This window comes from Novosphingobium sp. BL-S-21, assembly GCF_055521655.1.
The window spans coordinates 357553-376804 of record NZ_JBVFVP010000003.1 but is presented as its reverse complement, the minus strand read 5'-3'; the positions used below and the strand labels follow the sequence as shown (position 1 = coordinate 376804).

At 62.9% G+C, this 19252-nt stretch carries 15 protein-coding genes; 10 read left to right on the top strand and 5 right to left on the bottom strand.

The window, feature by feature from the left end; translation table 11 throughout:
• The first annotated feature begins 5 nt into the window (after positions 1-5).
• Both ACZ1J6_RS24065 and ACZ1J6_RS24060 read left to right on the top strand, forming a co-directional pair.
• Positions 6-842, top strand: a complete 837-nt coding sequence (locus ACZ1J6_RS24065) for a helix-turn-helix transcriptional regulator (RefSeq protein WP_465128806.1) — start codon at positions 6-8, stop codon at positions 840-842.
• 135 nt (positions 843-977) lie between these two features.
• A complete protein-coding gene (locus tag ACZ1J6_RS24060; protein ID WP_465128805.1) occupies positions 978-1301 on the top strand; it encodes a hypothetical protein in 324 nt (107 codons plus the stop codon).
• 232 nt (positions 1302-1533) lie between these two features.
• Here the strand turns inward: ACZ1J6_RS24060 and ACZ1J6_RS24055 are convergent, their stop codons facing one another.
• A complete protein-coding gene (locus tag ACZ1J6_RS24055; protein WP_132269451.1) occupies positions 1534-3102 on the bottom strand; it encodes an amidase in 1569 nt (522 codons plus the stop codon).
• A 131-nt stretch (positions 3103-3233) separates the two neighbouring features.
• Entirely contained in the window at positions 3234-4283 is a 1050-nt protein-coding gene (locus ACZ1J6_RS24050; RefSeq protein ID WP_465128846.1) for an ornithine cyclodeaminase, read from the bottom strand.
• Positions 4284-4424: 141 nt separating this feature from the next.
• Between ACZ1J6_RS24050 and ACZ1J6_RS24045 the strand changes: the two genes are divergently transcribed.
• Entirely contained in the window at positions 4425-4865 is a 441-nt protein-coding gene (locus ACZ1J6_RS24045) for an Lrp/AsnC family transcriptional regulator (protein ID WP_465128804.1), read from the top strand.
• Between the two features lie 145 nt (positions 4866-5010).
• On the top strand, positions 5011-8265 hold the full coding sequence (locus ACZ1J6_RS24040; protein WP_465128803.1) for an amidohydrolase family protein: 3255 nt from the start codon (positions 5011-5013) through the stop codon (positions 8263-8265).
• A 211-nt stretch (positions 8266-8476) separates the two neighbouring features.
• Here ACZ1J6_RS24040 and ACZ1J6_RS24035 read toward each other — a convergent pair whose 3' ends face one another.
• A complete protein-coding gene (locus ACZ1J6_RS24035; protein WP_465128802.1) occupies positions 8477-11236 on the bottom strand; it encodes a TonB-dependent receptor domain-containing protein in 2760 nt (919 codons plus the stop codon).
• Between the two features lie 175 nt (positions 11237-11411).
• Here ACZ1J6_RS24035 and ACZ1J6_RS24030 point away from each other — a divergent pair, with 175 nt between their 5' ends.
• Positions 11412-13088 carry an amidohydrolase gene (locus ACZ1J6_RS24030; protein ID WP_465128801.1) on the top strand — a complete coding sequence of 559 codons (1677 nt, stop codon included), beginning with the start codon at positions 11412-11414 and terminating at the stop codon, positions 13086-13088.
• Positions 13085-13687, top strand: coding sequence for an FMN-binding negative transcriptional regulator (locus ACZ1J6_RS24025; protein WP_465128800.1), 603 nt, complete (start codon positions 13085-13087; stop codon positions 13685-13687). Before ACZ1J6_RS24030 ends, ACZ1J6_RS24025 begins: the two co-directional genes overlap by 4 nt.
• A gap of 16 nt (positions 13688-13703) precedes the next feature.
• Here ACZ1J6_RS24025 and pdxR read toward each other — a convergent pair whose 3' ends face one another.
• Both pdxR and ACZ1J6_RS24015 read right to left on the bottom strand, forming a co-directional pair.
• Positions 13704-15164 carry a MocR-like pyridoxine biosynthesis transcription factor PdxR gene (gene pdxR, locus ACZ1J6_RS24020; RefSeq protein WP_465128799.1) on the bottom strand — a complete coding sequence of 487 codons (1461 nt, stop codon included), beginning with the start codon at positions 15162-15164 and terminating at the stop codon, positions 13704-13706.
• Positions 15165-15643: 479 nt separating this feature from the next.
• A complete protein-coding gene (locus ACZ1J6_RS24015) occupies positions 15644-16546 on the bottom strand; it encodes a LysR family transcriptional regulator (RefSeq protein ID WP_132269462.1) in 903 nt (300 codons plus the stop codon).
• A 115-nt stretch (positions 16547-16661) separates the two neighbouring features.
• Between ACZ1J6_RS24015 and ACZ1J6_RS24010 the strand changes: the two genes are divergently transcribed.
• From ACZ1J6_RS24010 to ACZ1J6_RS23995, 4 genes are all read left to right on the top strand, one after another.
• Entirely contained in the window at positions 16662-17462 is an 801-nt protein-coding gene (locus ACZ1J6_RS24010; RefSeq protein ID WP_132269464.1) for a type 1 glutamine amidotransferase domain-containing protein, read from the top strand.
• A gap of 71 nt (positions 17463-17533) precedes the next feature.
• Positions 17534-17827 (top strand): putative quinol monooxygenase, encoded by a 294-nt coding sequence (locus ACZ1J6_RS24005; RefSeq protein ID WP_465128798.1) that lies wholly within the window; start codon positions 17534-17536, stop codon positions 17825-17827.
• 10 nt (positions 17828-17837) lie between these two features.
• On the top strand, positions 17838-17972 hold the full coding sequence (locus ACZ1J6_RS24000; RefSeq protein ID WP_279388337.1) for a hypothetical protein: 135 nt from the start codon (positions 17838-17840) through the stop codon (positions 17970-17972).
• A 124-nt stretch (positions 17973-18096) separates the two neighbouring features.
• Positions 18097-19242, top strand: a complete 1146-nt coding sequence (locus ACZ1J6_RS23995) for an alkene reductase (RefSeq protein WP_465128797.1) — start codon at positions 18097-18099, stop codon at positions 19240-19242.
• The last annotated feature ends 10 nt before the right edge of the window (positions 19243-19252 follow it).

Genomic DNA, 19252 nt, shown 5'->3' with positions numbered 1-19252 from the left:
CGTTCATGGCCGGCGACAGGTCGAACCGACTAGGCATCTATCTTCGGGATCGCCGCGCGCGTCTCGATCCAGCGGCCTTTGGCTTGGGCGGCGGGCGAAGGCGTACGCCTGGACTGCGCCGTGAAGAAGTTGCAAGCCGGGCAAACATTAGCCCGACTTGGTACACCTGGCTGGAGCAAGGTCGGGGCGGAGCCCCCTCTGCCGACGTGCTGGACCGGATCGCCAGAAGTCTCATGTTGACGGAGCCTGAGCGCGAACATCTGTACATGCTGGGTCTCGGGCGTCCGCCTGAGGCGCGCTATCAGGCGGTCGACGGGATTTCCCCGCGATTGCAGCGAGTGCTCGATGGAATGGCGCTAAGTCCGGCGATCATCAAAAACGCAATCTGGGATGTGTTGGGTTGGAACCGAGCTGCAGCGGCGCTGCTCACGGACTATTCGCTGTTGCCATCGGACCAGCGCAACATCCTGCGTCTGATGTTCACGAATGGCAAAGGCCGGACCCGCAACGAGGATTGGGACAGCGTTGCGCGTTTCGTCGTCGGCGCCTTCCGGGCTGACGTGGCAAGGGCCGGGGCGCAAGACAGCGTGGATGCCGCCAGGTTGGTCGAGGAGTTAAGTCGGCTCAGTTCGGAATTCCAGATGCTTTGGCAGGATAACGACGTCGTCGCCCACAGCGAGGGCGTGAAGCGGATCCGCCATCCGGTGGCAGGGCTTGTGAAACTAGAGTTTTCGTCTTTTGCCGTCGAGGGCAGGCCGGAGCTCGGAATGATCGTCTACAATCCGGCAACCCAGGCCGACGCGGAGAAGCTTCGAGCTCTAGTAGGTATAGTAGAGAAGTGATCACCGGCCCCTTCCGGTCCTCTAGCGCCGCTTTTTACGCCAAGGTGCTTACGCTCTGTTATCCTGACGGCTTGCCCTCGATCGCCGCCCTGAAGGTCAAGATCGGGGCTCGGGTAGTGGAAATACAAACGCTGCTTGAGCCAACTCGGCCCGGCCATGGCATCGGCAAAAGCTGTACGCCTCAGGCCTGCGGTGTCGTCCTTCAACGCGGGGCTCGACTGGCGCACGCCGCGCTTGATCGCAGCGATACCCACTCGCAAGTTCGCCTTCTATGGCGATCTGATGTCGTTTAACGCCGCCGCCGATGTGGCCGGGAAGCTGACCGGTAAAGCGTTCGAGCGCCGGTCGTTTGCCACAGAGGCCAATCTCCGGGGCGCCACGGCGAAAGCCCATCCCGACACCCAGGTCATTGCTCACCTACTCGACGCGTTCGATTCGACAAATCGTGGAAGCCGCTGAACGAAGCAGCCGCATACCTGCTAAGCACCGAACAGTTCTTTCCCACGAAGCGAAGCCGCGTGTTACAAATATATTAGTTGCAGCCTGCTTATCCGCCTCCGCCTAAAGCGCAATGTATAGGATTAGTCTCTTTGAGAACCGTTCTAGAGCGGATCGCAGCGCTTACGTGAACTGGCTCCAACAGCCTCGACATCTCGATCCTCCGGCGATCAAGTTTGATCTTGATTTGGAATTACCTCGAACCGTTTAGCACCGAGGGCAAGCTTTGCGCGATCCACGGCGACGCCTTCTCGTAAGCATTGCCCACTTGCAGAACAGCCAGATCGGCATGTCGCCTGCCGATGATCTGAAGGCCGATAGGCAGCTTTAGCGCGCCGCCGAAGCCCGCCGGCACCGCCAGCGCAGGAAGCCCGGCCATCGTCGCTGGCAGAGTTACTTCCATCCACCGGTGATAGCTGTCCATGGCCTTACCCGCGATCTGTGTCGGCCAGTGCTCGCTCACGTCAAAGGGAAAGACTTGTGCGGTGGGCAGCACCAGAAAGTCGAAGTGCTCGAACGCGGCATCGAATGCGTTGTAGATGCGGGTGCGGCCTTCGGAGGCAGCGGCCAGCTGCGGGCCGGTCAACTTCATGCCGCCCTCAACTTCCCAGATCGCTTCCGGCTTCATCTGCGCACGCTTAGTGGGATCGTCGTAGAATGCCTGGAGGTCTGCTCCGACCGACCACAGGCGCAAAGTCTTCGCGGTTTGCCACATGTCTGCGGCAGGCTCGGCCAGCCTCGCGGCTTCCACTTGCATGCCGATCGCTTCGAACGCCTTGAGCGCCTTCGTGCAGGTTTCCATGATGCCTGCTTCCATCGGCAGCTCGCCGCCGAGATCCCCGAGCCATCCGATCCTGCCGCCCTTCCAGTCCCGATCGAGAGATCCCGCGAACAGGGCTGGATCGTCTCCAAGCGAAAACGGCGCTCGGACATCGCCCCCGGCTTGCACGGACAGCAGCATGGCAAGGTCGGCCACAGTGCGGCCCAGCGGACCGGAAGTGGCGAAATTCTGCCAGAACAGGTCGCTGTTGGGAACGGATGGAACGCGGCCGAACGAAGGGCGCAGGCCGAAGACATTGTTCCAGCCCGGCGGGTTGCGCAGCGATCCGCCGAAATCGCTGCCATCGGTCACTGGAAGCATCCGAAGCGCCAGTGCCACTGCGCCGCCACCGGTGCTGCCGCCTGCTGCCTTGCCGTGAGCATAGGCATTGTGGGTCGTGCCGAAGAGCGGATTGTAGCTATGTGAGCCGAGCGCGAATTCAGGAACATTGGTCTTGCCGACGAAGAGCGCGCCCGCCTTGCGCATCCGCGACACGACTAGGCTGTCGGCAGCCGGAATATTGTTGCGCAGGATCGGCGATCCCTGCGTGCTGGCGATGCCTTTTACCGGTGCAGTATCCTTCACAGCATGGGGAAAGCCATGAAGCGGCCCATGGAAGCGACCGGCGGCGGCATCCTCGTCCATTGCAGCTGCCTGTCGCAGCAGGGAATTGCTGTCCACGCGCGAGACGATGGCGTTGAAGCGCGGGTTTAGCCTTTCGATTTGCGCCAGATGGGCCATCATAACCTCGCGGCTTGACAGGTCCTTGCGGTGGATCGCGTCGGATAAGTCGGTCGCGGTCATCATGACGATTTCGTTGCTGACGGCCGCGGAAGCGGCTTTCGCGAAAGCGGGCGCGGCGGCAGTCGTCAGCGCAACGGGCGCCGAGGCCAGAACCTTGCGGCGGCTTACCGTCACGCAGTCAAGGATCGTTTCGCCCATCGTAGTCGTCTCCAATCTCAGGTCAGCCGCTTCTTCACTGCGACAGATGCACCGTAAAGGTCCAAGTTCGTGTGGCGGCGCGGGACCATGCCCGCGCATTCCATTCTTTGCCGGCCAAGCCCGTGGTCAGGTCAGGCCGCGCGCTGCAACATGCCGAACAAGTCGCGCGGGTCGTCGGGATCGGCGATGATGTCCAGTTGCTGGAAGAAATCCGTGCCGTCCAGCTTGCTTAGGAGGTAGCGCAAGGCGGAGAAGTCTTCGATCGCGAAGCCGACGCTGTCGAACAGGGTGATCTGGCGGGCGTCGGTCCGGCCCTGCGCTTGGCCGGACAGAACCTTCCAGAACTCGGTTACCGCGTAGGAGGCATCCATCTGCTGGATTTCGCCCTCGATGCGGGTCTGCGGCTCGAACTCCACGAACGTGGCCGCGCGCCCTAGGATGTCCTGGTGCAACTCGGTCTTGCCGGGGCAGTCTCCACCGATCGCGTTGATGTGGATTCCGGCGCCGACCATGTTGTCCGACAGAATCGTGGCATAGGCCTTGTCTGCCGTACAGGTAGTGATGATCTGCGCGCCTTCGATTGCCTCCTGGGAAGATGCGCAGGCGACAATCTTCAATCCCGCCCCGGCGAGGTTACGCACGGTCTTGCTGGTAGCCTCGGGGTCGATATCGTAAAGACGCACTTCGCCGATGCCGACGATTGCCTTCATGGCCAGCGCCTGAAATTCGGCCTGCGCGCCATTTCCGATTATCGCCATAACGCGCGAATCGGCGGGAGCGAGGTGGCGTGCCACCATTGCCGATGTAGCGGCGGTACGCAGCGCCGTCAGCAGCGTCATTTCGGTCAGCAGCAGCGGATAGCCGGTGTCCACACGCGCGAGCAGGCCGAAGGCCGCTACGGTCTGCAGGCCTCTGGCGATGTTTCTGGGGTGGCCGTTGACGTACTTGAAGGCATAGGCGTCGCCGTCGGAAGTCGGCATCAGCTCGATCACCCCTTCCTGCGAGTGAGAGGCCAGCCGGGGCGTCTTTTCAAACAGCGACCAGCGCAAATAGTCGGCTTCGATCGCCGCGGAGAGGTCACGCAATACATGCTCGATTCCGAAATGATGGATGAGCCGCATCATGTTCTGGACGCTCACGAAGGGAATGTAGGCAAGCGGTGAAGGGGGCGGGGCCATAATCTGTCCTTTGCTGGAATAAGCGAGGCCAGCCTAGACCGGGGTTATGCTGGTAAAAATCGCAAGGATGGCTTGCAGACTGCAAGTTTTTGAGCAATTTTTATCGTATCTTTGCGCAACCTGCGTAGACGGAACCCTCTCGCCTTGTCCTCCCCCGCCAAGTTTATTCCCGACGACCTTGATCGGCGGATCATCGCTCATTTGCGCGCGGATGGCCGCGCGTCGGTGTCCAAGCTGGCAGACGCCTTGGGCGTGGCGCGCGGTACGGTGCAAAACCGGCTCGACCGCCTGACCGACACGGGAACGCTGCTTGGCTTCACGGTGCGCGTGCGCGACGACTATGAGGATCTGTCCGTGCGCGCGGTGATGATGATCGAGATCACCGGCAAGTCGACCACCCAAGTCATTCAGAAGCTGCGCGGTATTGTCGAGATCCAGACGCTGCACACCACTAACGGCAACTGGGATCTGGTGGCGGATATCCGCACCTCCAGCTTGTCCGAGTTCGACCGGGTGCTACGGCAGGTGCGCATGATCGAGGGGGTGCTGAACAGCGAGACCAGCCTCTTGCTAAGCACGGTCTGACACTGGCGCGGCGACTGGACCCGTCACGCTTTCGCCAACTGGATGTTTCGCAAAAGGCGCGGCAACGCGAAAGAAAGCCAGAGCATAAGGCGCGAAAGGTAATGCAGTGAAAACATGGCTGGCGGATACGGCGCTTCTAGCAAGTATGGCACTGTCTGCCAGCATCTTTGCGGCAGGAACCGCGGCGGCGGACACATTGCCGCCGCTGACCGGCCGGGTGATCGAGTACGATACCCGACAAGTCACCTGGCCCGCGCTTGACGTATCACCCGATGGGCGCACCATTCTGTTCGATCTGCTGGGCGACATCTACGCGCTTGCCTCGGAAGGCGGGAAGGCGCGCGCGGTTTTTACAGGCGATGCCTTCGAGACGCAGCCTGTATTCTCTCCCGATGGCCGCCAAATCGCTTTCGTCAGCGATCGGGACGGCCGCGAAAATCTCTGGATTGCCGATGCCGACGGCACGAATGCCCGGCGGATCTCCCAGGAAGAATACGGCGCGCCGCACTACGGCTCGCCTGCGTGGTCGCCGGACGGCAGGAGGCTCTACGTGTCGCGCATGATCTGGGGCGTGCTGGCGTTCGAGCTGTGGTCCTTCGATGTCGCGAGCGGCCAGCACGAAGTGCTGGTGAAAGCGCAGCCTAACGGTGACGACCCCCATCCGCAGCGGCGTAATGCGATGGGCGTTGTCGCTTCGCCGGACGGCAAAAGCCTCTACTACGCCACCAAGGCGGGAACGACGTGGAGCAGCGGCGCCCTGCCCCATTGGACCATTGCGCGCTTCGACCTTGCCACCCGTACGCAGCACGCTGACTTGACGATCCCCGGCGGGGGGATGCGTCCAGTCCTCTCCCACGATGGCCGCCTGCTCGCTTACGTCACTCGCGAGCACGAGCGTACCGTGCTGCGTCTGCACGATCTGAAGACAGGAACCGATCGGAAACTGCATGGCCCGCTCGATCCCGATGGGCAGTCCGGCGGTTACTACGTCGACCTGATGCCGCGCATGGCTTTTGCTCCTGACGACAAGGCCATCTACGTCGGTCTTGACGGCGGCCTGAAGCGGCTCGACGTCACCTCGGGCGCTATCGCAGACATTCCGTTCGAGGCTCATGTGCGGCATGAGATGCCGCTGCCGCTGCGCCGCCAGTATCGGGTGAACACAGGGCCCGTCCACGTCCGGGTGATCCAGACGCCCCGCCTTTCGCCAGACGGCCGACAAGTGGTCTTCGGAGCCGTGGGCCGCATATATGTCGCCGCCAACCGAAAAGGTGCAAAGCCGCGCCGTCTCAACGTGCCGGGCTCCGCGTGGCAGCCAAGCTGGTCGGACGACGGGCGCTTCATCACGTACGTCACCTGGACCGCGAAGGAAGGCGGGCATGTCTGGATCGCGGCGGCGGATGGCAAGACCCTGCCCCGCCGGATCACGACGCAGACGGCATTCTATTCCGAACCCCTGTTCCTGGCTGGCGGCAGGGACGTGGTCGCATTTTCGGCCAGCCAGCGCGACCGCCTTTACCGCACCGCCGAAAGCCTCGGTCCCTTGCCCTCGACGCTGGTGCGGGTACCGGTTGACGGCGGCGAAGCAACCACGCTGGGCGAAGTCGGCGCCGCGATGGACCTGCGGCGCGACCCCGATCCGGAGCGCGTGCGCTATTACTCGGACGGCTGGATATCATCCCGTCCAGTCGTCGGGCAAGGCGGGGCAAGGCATTTGGCGAAGCTGGTGGCCCGTCCCGACAGCCAATATTTTGATGCGCCTGCTCCCCTAAAGAACGCGCAATTGAGCGCCGACGGCCGCACGGCGCTAGTACGCCTCGCCTCGCAGCTATATCTGGTACCCGTACCGCCGGCGCAGAACGGCGCGGCGCCGACTGTAAACGTCAGCGACCCGGCGTCGAAGGCGCGGCGGATCACTGCTATCGGCGCGGACTACATGGACTGGGCTCCTGACATGCGCTCGCTGCTATGGTCCGTCGGCGCCACGGTGCGGCAACTACCTGTGGATGCTGCCCGAAGTGGCGGCCCCGCCGTCATCGAGCAGCGCGCCGGCGGCCATGTCCTGGATGTGGTGTTGCCGCGCGATGTGCCCAGGGGCAGGTTGCTGCTGCGCGGGGCGCGGATCGTCACGATGAAGGCCGAAGAGGTCATCGACAATGCCGATCTGCTAATCGAGAACAACCGAATTGCCGCGCTCGGTCCGTGCGGGACCCTCAAAATACCGGCGGGCACGCAAGTGCGCGACGTGACCGGCAAATTCATCATTCCGGGCTTCATTGATGCACATGCCCACTGGTTCGAAACGCGCCGCCGCATCCTGGACATCGGCCATTGGGATTTTGCTGCGAACCTCGCCTACGGCGTGACGGCAGGACTGGACGTGCAGACCTTTGACCCTGACGTGTTCGGCTATGCCGACATGATCGACGCGGGGCTGATGCCGGGTCTGCGTGCCTTCTCCACCGGCGAAGGCGTGTTTCGCAACAGCCCGATGGACAGCCGAGAGGATGCCATTGCTACGCTGCGACGCTATTCTGATTACTACAAGACGCCCAACATCAAGCAGTACATGGTCGGCGACCGGGCACAGCGCCGCCACTTGATCGAAGGCGCACAGGCGCTCGGCCTCATGCCCACCACCGAGGGCGCCAGCGATTACCGGCTCGACGTCACGCAGATGCTGGACGGCTATGCCGGCAACGAACATAGCCTACCGATTGCACCGCTCCATGACGACATGGTTCAGATGCTGGTGCGCTCCCGGTTGTCAACGGTGCCGACGATGCTTGTGCTCTACGGCGCACCGAGCGCCATGGGCGCGATGGCGGCAGGGCATCAGCAGGATTTCGACGGCAAGCTGGGGCGGTTCGTCCCCGAATTCGCTTTCGCTGCGAAGCGCGATTCCGTTACGTGGAACCGGGCGGACGGGCAAGGCTTCGCACTTTTTGCCAGGCAGGCCAGCGATATCGGCAAAGCCGGCGGGTTGCTCGGTGTCGGCGCGCACGGCGTCGTGCAGGGGCTGTCCTTTCATTGGGAGCTGGAAGCGATGGCCTCCGGCGGCGCAAGCCCCTTACAAATCCTGCACGCCGGAACCATTGGTTCGGCCGAGGTAATCGGGCGGGCACTGGACCTGGGCTCTATTGAGCCGGGCAAGCTGGCGGACCTTCTGGTGCTGGACGATGACCCCACCACTGACATTCGCAACACCCGATCCCTGTCGCTGGTGATGCAGAACGGCCGCCTCTACGATGCCGCGACGCTTGACGAGGTATGGCCGCGTTCCCGCAAGCGCGAGGCGCAGTGGTTCGAGGAGATGAGCCAGCACGATGTCGCTCTCGCGGTTCGCACCGCTGCCGACTTCGATGAAAAGCAGGGCAACGCGGCGTCCTTCGAATACTGAGGCCGCTCCCCTCCTGATATGAGGGGATCCATGTTTAAACGGCGGAGCTGCGCAGGCGAATAGCCGCGTATTGTATGGCGATGCTGGGCGCGCTTGGCCTGCTTCAAAGCCCGTCCATGACGGGGCACGCGATCTCCCGCGTGCCCCGATCCCACATTTTGCAGGCGGCCCCCTCCCCATTTGCGGCGGCGAAAGCGAAAAGCGTGCGGCCTCAGAATTCCAGGCGCGCGCCGATCGTCATGTAGCGTCCAATCACGTCGTAGTAAGGCGAGAAAGCGGAACTAAGCGGAGGATCCTTGTCAAACAGGTTGGCCACGTTGCCGTAGACCTCGAAGGATTTGCCCCCATTGCCGAACGGCACTTTCTGGCTCAGTTGAAGGTCGATATATGTATAAGCAGGAATGCGGTTGTTGGTGATCGGCGTGGCGCTGGTGCGGTTCCAATAGCCCGACGAGATGTAACGCGCACGCACCAGCCCGCTGAATCCATCGCTGGAATAGCCGATCGAGGCATTGGTACGAATGCGCGGCACGCCGTTGACGAAGGCATAGCCTTGCGATTTCACGTACTCGATCTTGGTCGTCCCGTCGTCGGTCGTGAAATGATTCACCCAGGTGCCGACGAGGCGGAAGATCACTCGGCCGCTCGCCTCGTTCTCGACCGGCAGGGTATAGGCAATTTCAGCGTCGACCCCGTCGGTCCTGAACTGCGACAGGTTGACCTGCGAAGACGCGACGCTGGCTATCCGGCCGGTCGCGTCGCGTGTGATGTAGTCGCAGAGGCTGGTGTTACCACCCTGGCAGCGGTCGACAAGGACTTGCGCGCCGATGCTGGTGATGACGTCCTTGATCTTGATATTGAAGTAGTCGACTGAAGCAGTCAGGCCGCGCAGGGGAGCAGTGGTCACGCCGGCGGTCCAGGTGTCCGACTTTTCGGGCTGGAGAGCGGCGTTGCCGCCGCCGTAGACGAGCACGCTGCGGCTGCCTTCATCCGCGAATTGCGGATCGACGACGTTGACGTAGCTGACCGTTCGGTTCGAGTAGAGTTCGCTAATGTTGGGCGCGCGGATGTCCCGCGAACGGGTGACGCGGCCGATCACGCCGGGAAGGAACTCGTTGGTGGCGCCCAGCTTCCACGACCATACCGTGCCGCTGGTGCTGTAGTCCGACACGCGCACGGCTCCGTTCAGCTCCAGCTTTTGAAGCACCGGAACGTCCTTGATCAAAGGCACGATGATTTCGCCGAACGCTTCTTTCACGTCGTACTTGCCGCGAAGTGATGTAAAATAGAACGTCGAGAACGCGCGCGCGGCGTCAAGTTCCCCGACCTTGGTATTCGTCGAAAGGCTGCGTCCTTCTGCGCCGATCGCGATCGAGACGGGCCCGGCGGGGAGGTCGAAGGGCTCCCCGCGCAGCGAGACCCCGTATGTATCCAACTTGTTGAGACTGTTCGAACGCGGCGTGCCTGTGACGTAGTCGATCGCTGCTTGCGACGGCGCGCCTTCTCCGAACAGGTTCAGTGGCACGCAGCCTGCCGCGCCTGAGCGGCAAACGGCATTTCCCGTCAAAGGGTCAACCACTGCGTCGACTGCGTTCGCGAAGTTCTGTGTCAGCAGGAAACCGGGAGTGTTGATCTTGTTGCGGTACTGCCCATGGCTGTAATAGGCCGAGTAGCGCCAGCGCCCGCCACCGAAGCTGCCGTCAAGGGCGAGTGTGCCCTGCACGCTGCGGCGATCGAGATCGATGGTGCTGTAGGCCAGGTCCGCATTATAGCGCGCCATGGTGAAGCTGGTCTGCCCGGCGGCGGCCATTGCCTGCCGGATGGATTCGTTCAAGAACGCGTTGTCCGAACGGATGGTGACGCTGTTCGTGTGGTCACCAAACCAAGTGTAATTGTTGTAATAGCGCGAGTAGCGGAAGTCCGCGCTGAGCTTGAGCGTGTCGGCCAGCTCATAGGAAACCTTGGCAAGTGCGGCGTAACGCTTCTGCGGGGTGATGAGCGGGCTGCGCTCATCGTCCGAGGGGCCCTCACCGCCAATCATGTTAGTACCGACCACAGTGCCGATATCCGGCACGCGCAAAGTGCCATCGGGGTTGAAGCCGTACCCTCGTAGTGCGCCCGAGGTGATGTAGCCGCCGATGAGGCGCGTGGCATGGCCAACGTCGGGGGTCAGCGCATTGCGCACGGTAGCAAAGCGCCCGGTGTTCTTGCGGTCGGTCTTCTTGAGGACGCCCTTGTTGTCGACGAACTCGCCCCCGATCACAAGGTGGCCGCGACCGCCTGCGAAACTTGTGCCGTACTTGCCTTCGTACCTCACCTGCCCGGCATCGCCGCGCGACGAAATTCCGCCTTCCGCGCCGAGGCGGATACCTTCGTAATCCCCATCGACAATCATGTTGACCACGCCCGCAACCGCGTCCGATCCCCAAGCCGCGGAAGCACCCCCAGTCACGATGTCCACGCTTTTGACCATGATCGAAGGGACGGTGTTAAGATCGTTGTCGCTGACAAGCCTGCGACCGTCCACGAGAACAAGCGAGCGAGTCTCGCCCAGACCGCGGATGTTGATGGGAAAGCGGCCCGCCTGCGCGTTGGTCCCAGAGGTCTGCGGTGACTGCGAGGCCTTGAACTGGGGGAGGTCAGCCAGAGCTGCACCAATGTTGGGCCGGCTGACGATCTGCAAGTCTTCCTGAGTAACATGGAGCAGCGGCGTAGGCGATTCATAGCCCGGGCGGTCGATGCGCGATCCGGTGACGACGATGTCGCCTTGTCCGGAAGCGGCACTTTCGCCGGAGCCAGCCTGCGTTTTGGCCTGCGCGAATACCGGCGTGGCAGATGCACTGAGTGCGATGAGAGCCGTACCAGCCAGAATCGACCGGCGGCGTGCGCGGAGAAGCTGTTCCATTATTTGAGATCCCTGATCATGCGGTCGCCCTCGGGAGCGATCTGACGTTGCCTCGCGGCACGACAAAGGATGAAGCGCAAGCGCGGCCCCTGCGGAACATCCACTTTCGTGAAGTCGATGGGTCCAATGCTCCGGGCCCGTCAGTCCCGTTGGACCCTTGGTCCTGTCCGATGTTGGATGTTGGCGGTAGCGAGCCGAGAAGGGATGAGAATGCTCACATGGAAATGGCAAGGGGAACACCATGTTCGATCGTCGTCGGTTTATTGGATCCGGCGCTGCTCTCGCGGCGATGGCCACGCCGTTCGCGCGGCAAGCCTTCGCTGCAGATGCGCCGTTGGACTGCGCGCTGGTCGGCGGCACGGTCTGGACAGGAACCGGCGCCCGCTCGGACGCCATCGGCATCATCGGCGACCGCATCGTCGCGGTAGGGGCGGGAGCGGTGAAGGCGCGCACTGGCGCTTCCACCCGGATTGTCGGCCTGCAAGGCGCCTTCGCCTTGCCAGCTTTTACCGACAACCACACGCACTTCCTGATCGGTTCCAACACGCTGTCACGCCCGGACTTGCTCAATGTGAAAGACCGCGCCGAGTTCGTGGCCCGCATCGGTGCGGCGGTGAAGGCCCATCCCGGCCAATGGCTGCTTGGCGGATCGTGGGACGAACAGCGGATCGGAGGCGACCTGCCCACACGCGAATGGATTGACGCGGTCAGCCCCAACACCCCGATTGCCGTACCGCGCACTGACCTGCACAGCTATCTTTGCAACTCGCTGGCCTTGCGCCTGGCGGGTGTAACGCGTGAAACGCCGGATCCGGCAGGCGGGGTCATCGTACGGGATGCAATGGGCCAGCCGACCGGCGTCCTGAAGGACAACGCCAAGGCGCTCGTCGACCGCGTGGTTCCGCCGCTGACACCCGCCCAACTCGAAGCCTCGCTGCGCGGCGGGATTGCCCATGGCCTGGCGCACGGGGTCGCGCAGGTCCATGTTCCTGATCCGTTCGACTGGCACTGTTTCGACGCTCTGCGCCGCCTGCGCGCCAAAGGCGAGACAGACATGCGCTTCTACAACTTCGTACCGCTACATGACTGGGAAAAAATGGCCGAGCTGGTAAAGGCCGAAGGTCGCGGCGACGACTGGCTGCGCTGGGGCGGGGTGAAAGCACTGGTTGACGGCTCGCTCGGTGCACGCACCGCGCTGTTCCACGATCCCTATACTGATGATCCGCGAACACGCGGTGTTAGGGTGATGCCGCTTGCCGAACTTCGCGAAGCGGTGCTCGCCGCCGATCGCGCGGGCCTCCATGTCACGGTTCACGCCATCGGTGACGAGGCGAACGACGATATCCTTGACGTCTACGCCGAAGTGGAGGCGCTGAACGGCGCGCGCGACCGCCGCTTCCGCGTCGAGCATGCTCAGCATGTGGCACCCACCACTATTCCGCGCTTCGCGAAGCAGAAGGTGATTGCTTCTGTCCAGCCCTATCACGCCATTGACGATGGGCGCTGGGCTGTGAAGCGTATCGGCGAGAAACGTCTGAACGGCACTTATGCCTTCGGCTCACTGATCACGAGTGGAGCGACGGTGACATTCGGTTCCGACTGGCCGGTCGCCCCTCTCAGCCCCCTGGCAGGCATCCATGCCGCCGTCATGCGGCAAACCATCGATGGCGCCAACCCGGATGGCTGGCTGCCTGTCCAGAAAGTTACGGTAGAACAGTCTCTTACCGCCTACACTTCTGCAAATGCCTACGCCGGCTTTCAGGAGGACCGGCTCGGGCGGATCGCGCCAGGTTTCCTGGCTGACATCACGGTGCTCGACAGCGATCCAACCATCATCGATCCGAAAAGGTTGCCGGACGTGGAAGTATTGCGCACGATTGTCGGCGGCCAGGAACGCTACGCAGGAGCCGGTGCATGAGCCGTTGGTCCCCGCGCAATGCCGGCGAGATAGCAGCGCTGGTTGCGCGTCACCCTCTTGCATGGATGGTCTCCGCAGCGCCCTCGTTCCACGCGACGCCGTTGCCGCTGGTCGCGGATCTGGCGAGCGACGGAAGCATCGCTGCACTTGTTGGCCACTTTGCCCTGGCCAATCCTCAGGTCGCGGCGCTGCGAGATCAGCCACGCGCGCTTGTCCTGTTCCAAGGAGCCCAGGGGTATATCTCGCCTGAATTGGTGACGCAGCCGCAATGGGCTCCGACCTGGAACTACGCTGTGGCGCGCTTCGAGGTAGATGTATGCTTCGCGTCCGAAAGGAACGGCGAGGCTCTCGATCGCCTGATCGCGCACATGGAAAACGATCACCCCGGCCGCTGGACGGTGGCGAGAATGGGTGAGCGCTATGAACCGATGAGCCGCCATATCGTCGCATTCCGGGCCACTGTGCTATCCTGCGATGCGACGTTCAAGCTCGGCCAGGACGAACGTCCGGAAAGTCTTGCCCAAATTATCGCCGCACATCCCGATGCGGGACTGACGGCGGCGATGCGGGAGGCGAACGAGCCGCCTTCTACATGCTAACCGACGACGAGCTTCCTTAGTCCACCACCGAGCGCATTACATCCAGCGCCCGGCGTGCTTCATGCTGGTCCAGGCTGGCGAATCCGATCCGCAGGCCGCGCGGCGCGCCCTCACGGGTCTTGAACGAGCGGGATGAGGCAAACCGAAGGCCCGCTGCTGCTGCGCCAGCCTCGATCCGGTCCAGCATCGCTTCTGAGGCGAAGCGCAACCAGAAGGCAAGACCGCCAGGCGGCATGTCGTAGCTCACCCGTTCGCCTAGCGTGGCGTCAAGCGTTGCGGCGAACGTGGTGCGCCTTTGGGCGTAGATTTGGCGCACTTTGCGTGCATGTCGACTGAGTTCACCGCTGACGATCAGTTCGGCAGCGGCGGTTTCGGTCAGGGTATTGCCCATGCCGTCTACTAATGAAACCACATGGGCCAACGCCTCGATCACCTCGACGGGCGCGGCGATGTAACCGATGCGCAGCGCCGGCAAAAGCAGCTTGGACAACGATCCCGCATAGATCACACGCCCCGGCGCATAGGCCGCCATCGGCAACAGCGGCTGCGAGGCAAAATGAAACTCGTGATCGTAATCATCCTCTATCACCGCAAAACCGAACTGTCGGGCCAAGTCCAGCAGGCGCAGCCGCCGTTCCGGTCGCAGGGCCACGGTAGTCGGGAATTGGTGATGCGGCGTCACGAACACCGCAGCCACCCGATTGCGACGGCAAGCCAGTACCACGTCTTCAAGGCATATGCCGTCTCGATCAAGGCCCACCGGCACGATCTTCGCGCCGCGAGCGGCGAAGGCCGCGACGGCAGGCTCGTAAGTCAGTTCCTCTACGATCACCGCATCTCCGGGACGGATGAGCAGGCTGGCGGCGAGGAATATGCTGTTCTGGCTGCCGCGCGTGATGCAGATGTTTTCGGCCGTTACCGGCAGACCCCGCTGGCTTTTGAGCATTTCGGCCACGCTTTGGCGCAGCACCGGGGCGCCGCGTGGGTCGCGGTACTGCAGGCCGTTCGTGCGTACTAGCCGCTGGGCGGCCGCGCGATATGCGCGGGAGAGGAGCTCCACCGGGAACAACCGTCCATCTGGCGCGCCCTCGTCCAGCTTCAGACCCGGACCATCAGGCAGTGCCAGAGGGTGCTCTGGACCGCCGATGAAGCGGTACTCGGCGCGGGCGGTCTCGCCGCGGCCCTGGGGAGCAAGGGAATGACCCAGATCAGGCAGCGCGGTTGACACCATCGTACCACGCGTTCCCGCCGACGAGAGCCAGCCCTGAGCGATAAGATCCTCGTAAGCCAAAACCACCGTCTTGCGGTTGATGCCTAAGCTGACGGCCAACTCGCGGCTGCTGGGCAAGTAGCTGCCCGACGTCAGCCGACCGCTTTCGATATCCCTGATCACCGCTTGGATGATCTGCATGTAGATCGGTTCGTTACGTCCGGCGTCGATGCGTTGACTGAGGCTTATTTGCCAAGGACGGAGCATGGTCAGCGGGCGGCAAGCGGACGATTATTCATCCCGAAGGTTTAGCCAAGCCACGCGGCTCTTGGCAACTGTCTGCTCGGCGCAGTCTTGATGGCCTTCGGGTCAAATGCATAGCCTGCCCCGAACATCTGCCATGGAGATCTGGCCCTGAAGAGAATGGACGAAGGCGGCGGGCTTTATCGGAGCCGCACCGCTACTGTGGTGATTTCGCGTGTGAACGGAAGGTCCTAGTCGTGGCGCGACTTGCACGTTGGTTCGATAAATGCTTCGCAATCAAAGCGTTCGCGACTACGTCATCCTAGCTTTCCAAGCGCTGTTTTCGGTTCACCAAATTGCGAATGAACCTGAACGACCTAGGTTGGGACAGCTCCGTCGTTCCCACCATGATTTGCGGATGTCGGCTTACGACCAAGGCGGGACACGCACACGAATACCCGTCACATTGATCAGACTGGAGAGGAGCGCTGTAAGGGGGCAACCTAGGCCGACAACTCTCGCACGATCTCGGCGATTAGCCCTCTCAACCAGCGATGGGCCGCGTCCTGTCGGTACCGGACATGCCAGGCCATCTCGACCGGGAACGTGCCCAGATCTACCGGTGCGGGAAGGATCTTGAGGCGATGATCCTGTTGCAGCCGCCTGCAGATCAGAGACGGGAGCGTTGCACAGTAGTCTGTGACGGCCACCATCTCGGCGACCGCGAAGAAGTTGGTCACTGAGATCGCGACCTCACGCTTGAGTTCCTGCTGTGCGAGCGCCTGGAATAGCCCCGCCCGCATCCGGCCTGGCGGTATGATGTTGACGTGCTTGAGCGTCTCGAACTGCACGCGGGTCATCGCATCGCCTACAGTGGGATGATCCGCCCGCACCGCACAGGCGAGGCTCTCGTCCATAAGGTGCTGGACGACGAGATTGTCGGGGGGATCGACAATGCGGCCGAGTACCAGCGCGGTGGTGCCTGACACGATGCCGGTCTCAACCAGATCGTTGCCATAGGGCGTCAGACGAAGCTTGATACCGGGTGCGACCTGCTGAAGCCGGGCGACAATAGCGGGCACGAGGACGAACTCGACGTAGCCGTTGGGCGCTATCGTGAAGACCCGCTGCGCCTTGGCGGGATCGAAGCCCTGCTGGCCCAGCACCGTATCATCGAGCTTCGCCAGCGCATCGGCGATCGCGGGTGCGAGTTCCAGTGCGACGGCAGTGGGCTGAATCCCGTACCGCTCGCGGATGAACAGTTGATCCTGGAGCATTAGGCGCAGCCGCGAGAGCGCGTTGGATAGCGCCGGTTGCGTCATCCCGACGCGTTCGGCTGCGCGCGTCACGCTGCGCTCCTCCATCAGGGCGACGAAGATCGGGAGCAGGTTGAGGTCGTATCGCATACAGACATGCTCTAGAGCGTATATCTGAAATCAAGACAATAAACTTCTGGAATATGTCGGAATGGGCCACTTTCCACTCGTCCGCAGCGAATGCGGTGAGACAATGGAGGCTCAGATGACCAAGACGAAAGTGCTCTTCCTCGGATCCAACGCCACGCAGATTGAACTGCGCGGCGGGGGCTCGGCCACGATCGGCCAGTACCTCAACGAGACGGTGGTGCCCGCAATGGCGCTGATCGAGGCCGGTTACGATGTCGTGCTCGCCACACCCGACGGCACCAAGCCGCACATCGACGAAGCATCGGATACGGTGCAGCATTTCGGAGGCGACCAAGCCGCCTATGAGCGCGGCCGACACTTCTTTGCCGAGCACCCGGCCATGAACGAGGTTCGCACCTTTGCCTCGGTCATCGAACAGGGGCTGGACAAGTTTGCAGGCGTGTTCGTCCCCGGCGGCCATGCTCCGGCGGTCGACGTAATGCAGAGCGGCGAGGCGGGCGCCATCCTGCGCCACTTCCATGCGGCGGCCAAGCCGACCGGTCTGCTCTGCCATGGCCCTGTCGCGGTCGTTGCCGCCCTGCCCGACCCGGCAAAGTACCGGGCGGCCCTGATCGAGGGCGACGACGCCAAGGCGGCCGACCTTGCGAAGGACTGGATCTATGCGGGCTACCGCATGACGGTCTTCTCGGCGAGCGAAGAGAAGATCGCCGAAGAGCACCTGCTGAAGGGCGAATTGTACTTCGACATGCCCAAGGCCCTGAGGCTGGCAGGCGGCGAGGTTTCGGCCGCTTCTGAAGATTTTGCCGCCAACGTGGTCGTTGATCGCGAACTGATCACGGGCCAGAACCCGGCCTCCGATCACGCGGTCGCAAAGGCCATGATCGCGGCGCTCGGCGGCCCGCAGACGGCGGCATGAGCACGCGCATGACAGGTGGCGCGCTGCGGATGCGCGCCACCAAGTCCACCCATTCATCAAGGTTTATCCCTATGACCAACCCTGTGAAGATCGTCGCCGTCCTGACCGCCCGTCCCGGCGCTGCCGATCAGCTCCGTACCCTGCTCGACGGCATGCTCGTCCCGAGCCGGGCGGAAGCCGGCAACTTGCGCTATGATCTCTGGCAGGATCAGAGCGAGCCCACGCGTTTCGTGCTGGACGAGCTCTACACCAGCTCTGAGGCGGTTGCCGCGCACCGCGCGACCCCGCACTTCCAGGCTTATCTCGCCGCGATCGGCGATCTTGCCGAGCGGACTGCCTTCGTCCTCGATCCCGTTTCGGCCTGAGAAGGCCGCGATGCGCAACCTGAAGCACTGGATCGGCGCCGCGCTGCTCGCGCAGCCCTTCTACGCACAGGAAATCCAGTTGATTGGATTTCTGGCGCAGACATGGCGCCTCGGGTTACCGCAACGCCTGCGATCACGGCGTTAACCGCGCCACCATCCAGCGAGACCGCAACAAACTATCGCCTCCGTCCCGCGCCGCCGGACTGGAAGGAGCAATGCCGCGCGCCTGCGAAAGGCACCGGTTGATCCACGTATTCCAGGAGATCATGATGACCCGCCACCCCGCTCTGTTCACCCCTGTCCCGCTCGGCCGGCACACCTTGCGCAACCGCGTCGTGCTGCCGCCTCTGACTCGCCAACGCGCCGCCCAGCCCGGAGACGTGCCGACCGCCCTGATGGCGCGCTATTATGCCCAGCGCGCCGGCGCGGGCTTTATGGTCAGCGAAGGCGCGCAGATCGAACCGCGCGGCCAAGGCTATGCCTGGACCCCTGGCATCTACAGCGAAGCCCAGATCGCAGGGTGGCACGAAGTGACCAAGGCCGTCCATGCCGAAGGTAGCGTAATCTTCGCCCAACTCTGGCATGTCGGACGTGTTTCGCACGCCCAGTTGCACGGCGGAGCGCCGGTCGCCCCGTCGGCCATCCCGGCCGAGAAGGTCAAGGCCTTCATCGAAACAGCGCCCGGCACCGGCGAACTGGTCGCGCCATCTCTGCCCCGCGCGCTCGAGGTTGCCGAAATCCGCGAATTGGTGTCGCTCTACGTTCAAGGCGCCCGCAACGCGATCGCGGCCGGCTTCGACGGCGTCGAGATCCACGCCGCCAACGGCTATCTGGTCAACCAGTTCATCTCGGCGCACGCCAACCGACGCGAGGATGCTTATGGCGGCTCGATCGAGAACCGCTTGCGCTTCCTGCGCGAGATCGTCGCTGCGGTTTCCGACGCGATCGGTGCGGATAGGCTGGGCGTGCGCTTCACCCCGCTGTTCGAAAGCACCGATGTCGATCGCGTCTACATCGGGTTGGTCGAGCCCGATCCGCATCAGACCTATATTGCCGCGATCAAGCTGCTGGAAGAGTTCGGCGTCGCCTATCTCTCGATTGCGGAAGCGGATTGGGACAACGCGCCGGACCTCCCGTTCTCCTTCCGAGAGGCGGTTCGCGCGGCCTTCAGCGGGCGCATCCTCTATGCGGGCCGCTACACCGCGCAGCGTGCCGAGGATCTGATCGCTAGCGGTCTCGCCGATCTCGTCGCCTTCGGCCGCCCGTTCATCGCCAATCCCGACTTGCCAGCGCGGATCGCCCATGACTGGCCGCTCAATCCGCTACGTCCCGAGACGCTCTACGGCGGCGGGGCGGAAGGACTCACCGATTATCCTGCCTACGTTCCGAGCGGCGTCCGTTCGGTCGCCGCCTGATCCTTACCAC

What these genes read in the sequence shown, in the direction of transcription:
- ACZ1J6_RS24055 (WP_132269451.1), bottom strand. Translation starts at nt 3,102, where the DNA reads ATGGGCGAAACGATCCTTGACTGCGTGACGGTAAGCCGCCGCAAGGTT.
- ACZ1J6_RS24005 (WP_465128798.1), top strand. Translation starts at nt 17,534, where the DNA reads ATGACCAACCCTGTGAAGATCGTCGCCGTCCTGACCGCCCGTCCCGGC.
- pdxR (WP_465128799.1), bottom strand. Translation starts at nt 15,164, where the DNA reads ATGCTCCGTCCTTGGCAAATAAGCCTCAGTCAACGCATCGACGCCGGA.
- ACZ1J6_RS24065 (WP_465128806.1), top strand. Translation starts at nt 6, where the DNA reads ATGGCCGGCGACAGGTCGAACCGACTAGGCATCTATCTTCGGGATCGC.
- ACZ1J6_RS24010 (WP_132269464.1), top strand. Translation starts at nt 16,662, where the DNA reads ATGACCAAGACGAAAGTGCTCTTCCTCGGATCCAACGCCACGCAGATT.
- ACZ1J6_RS24040 (WP_465128803.1), top strand. Translation starts at nt 5,011, where the DNA reads ATGGCACTGTCTGCCAGCATCTTTGCGGCAGGAACCGCGGCGGCGGAC.
- ACZ1J6_RS24015 (WP_132269462.1), bottom strand. Translation starts at nt 16,546, where the DNA reads ATGCGATACGACCTCAACCTGCTCCCGATCTTCGTCGCCCTGATGGAG.
- ACZ1J6_RS24025 (WP_465128800.1), top strand. Translation starts at nt 13,085, where the DNA reads ATGAGCCGTTGGTCCCCGCGCAATGCCGGCGAGATAGCAGCGCTGGTT.
- ACZ1J6_RS23995 (WP_465128797.1), top strand. Translation starts at nt 18,097, where the DNA reads ATGACCCGCCACCCCGCTCTGTTCACCCCTGTCCCGCTCGGCCGGCAC.
- ACZ1J6_RS24030 (WP_465128801.1), top strand. Translation starts at nt 11,412, where the DNA reads ATGTTCGATCGTCGTCGGTTTATTGGATCCGGCGCTGCTCTCGCGGCG.
- ACZ1J6_RS24000 (WP_279388337.1), top strand. Translation starts at nt 17,838, where the DNA reads ATGCGCAACCTGAAGCACTGGATCGGCGCCGCGCTGCTCGCGCAGCCC.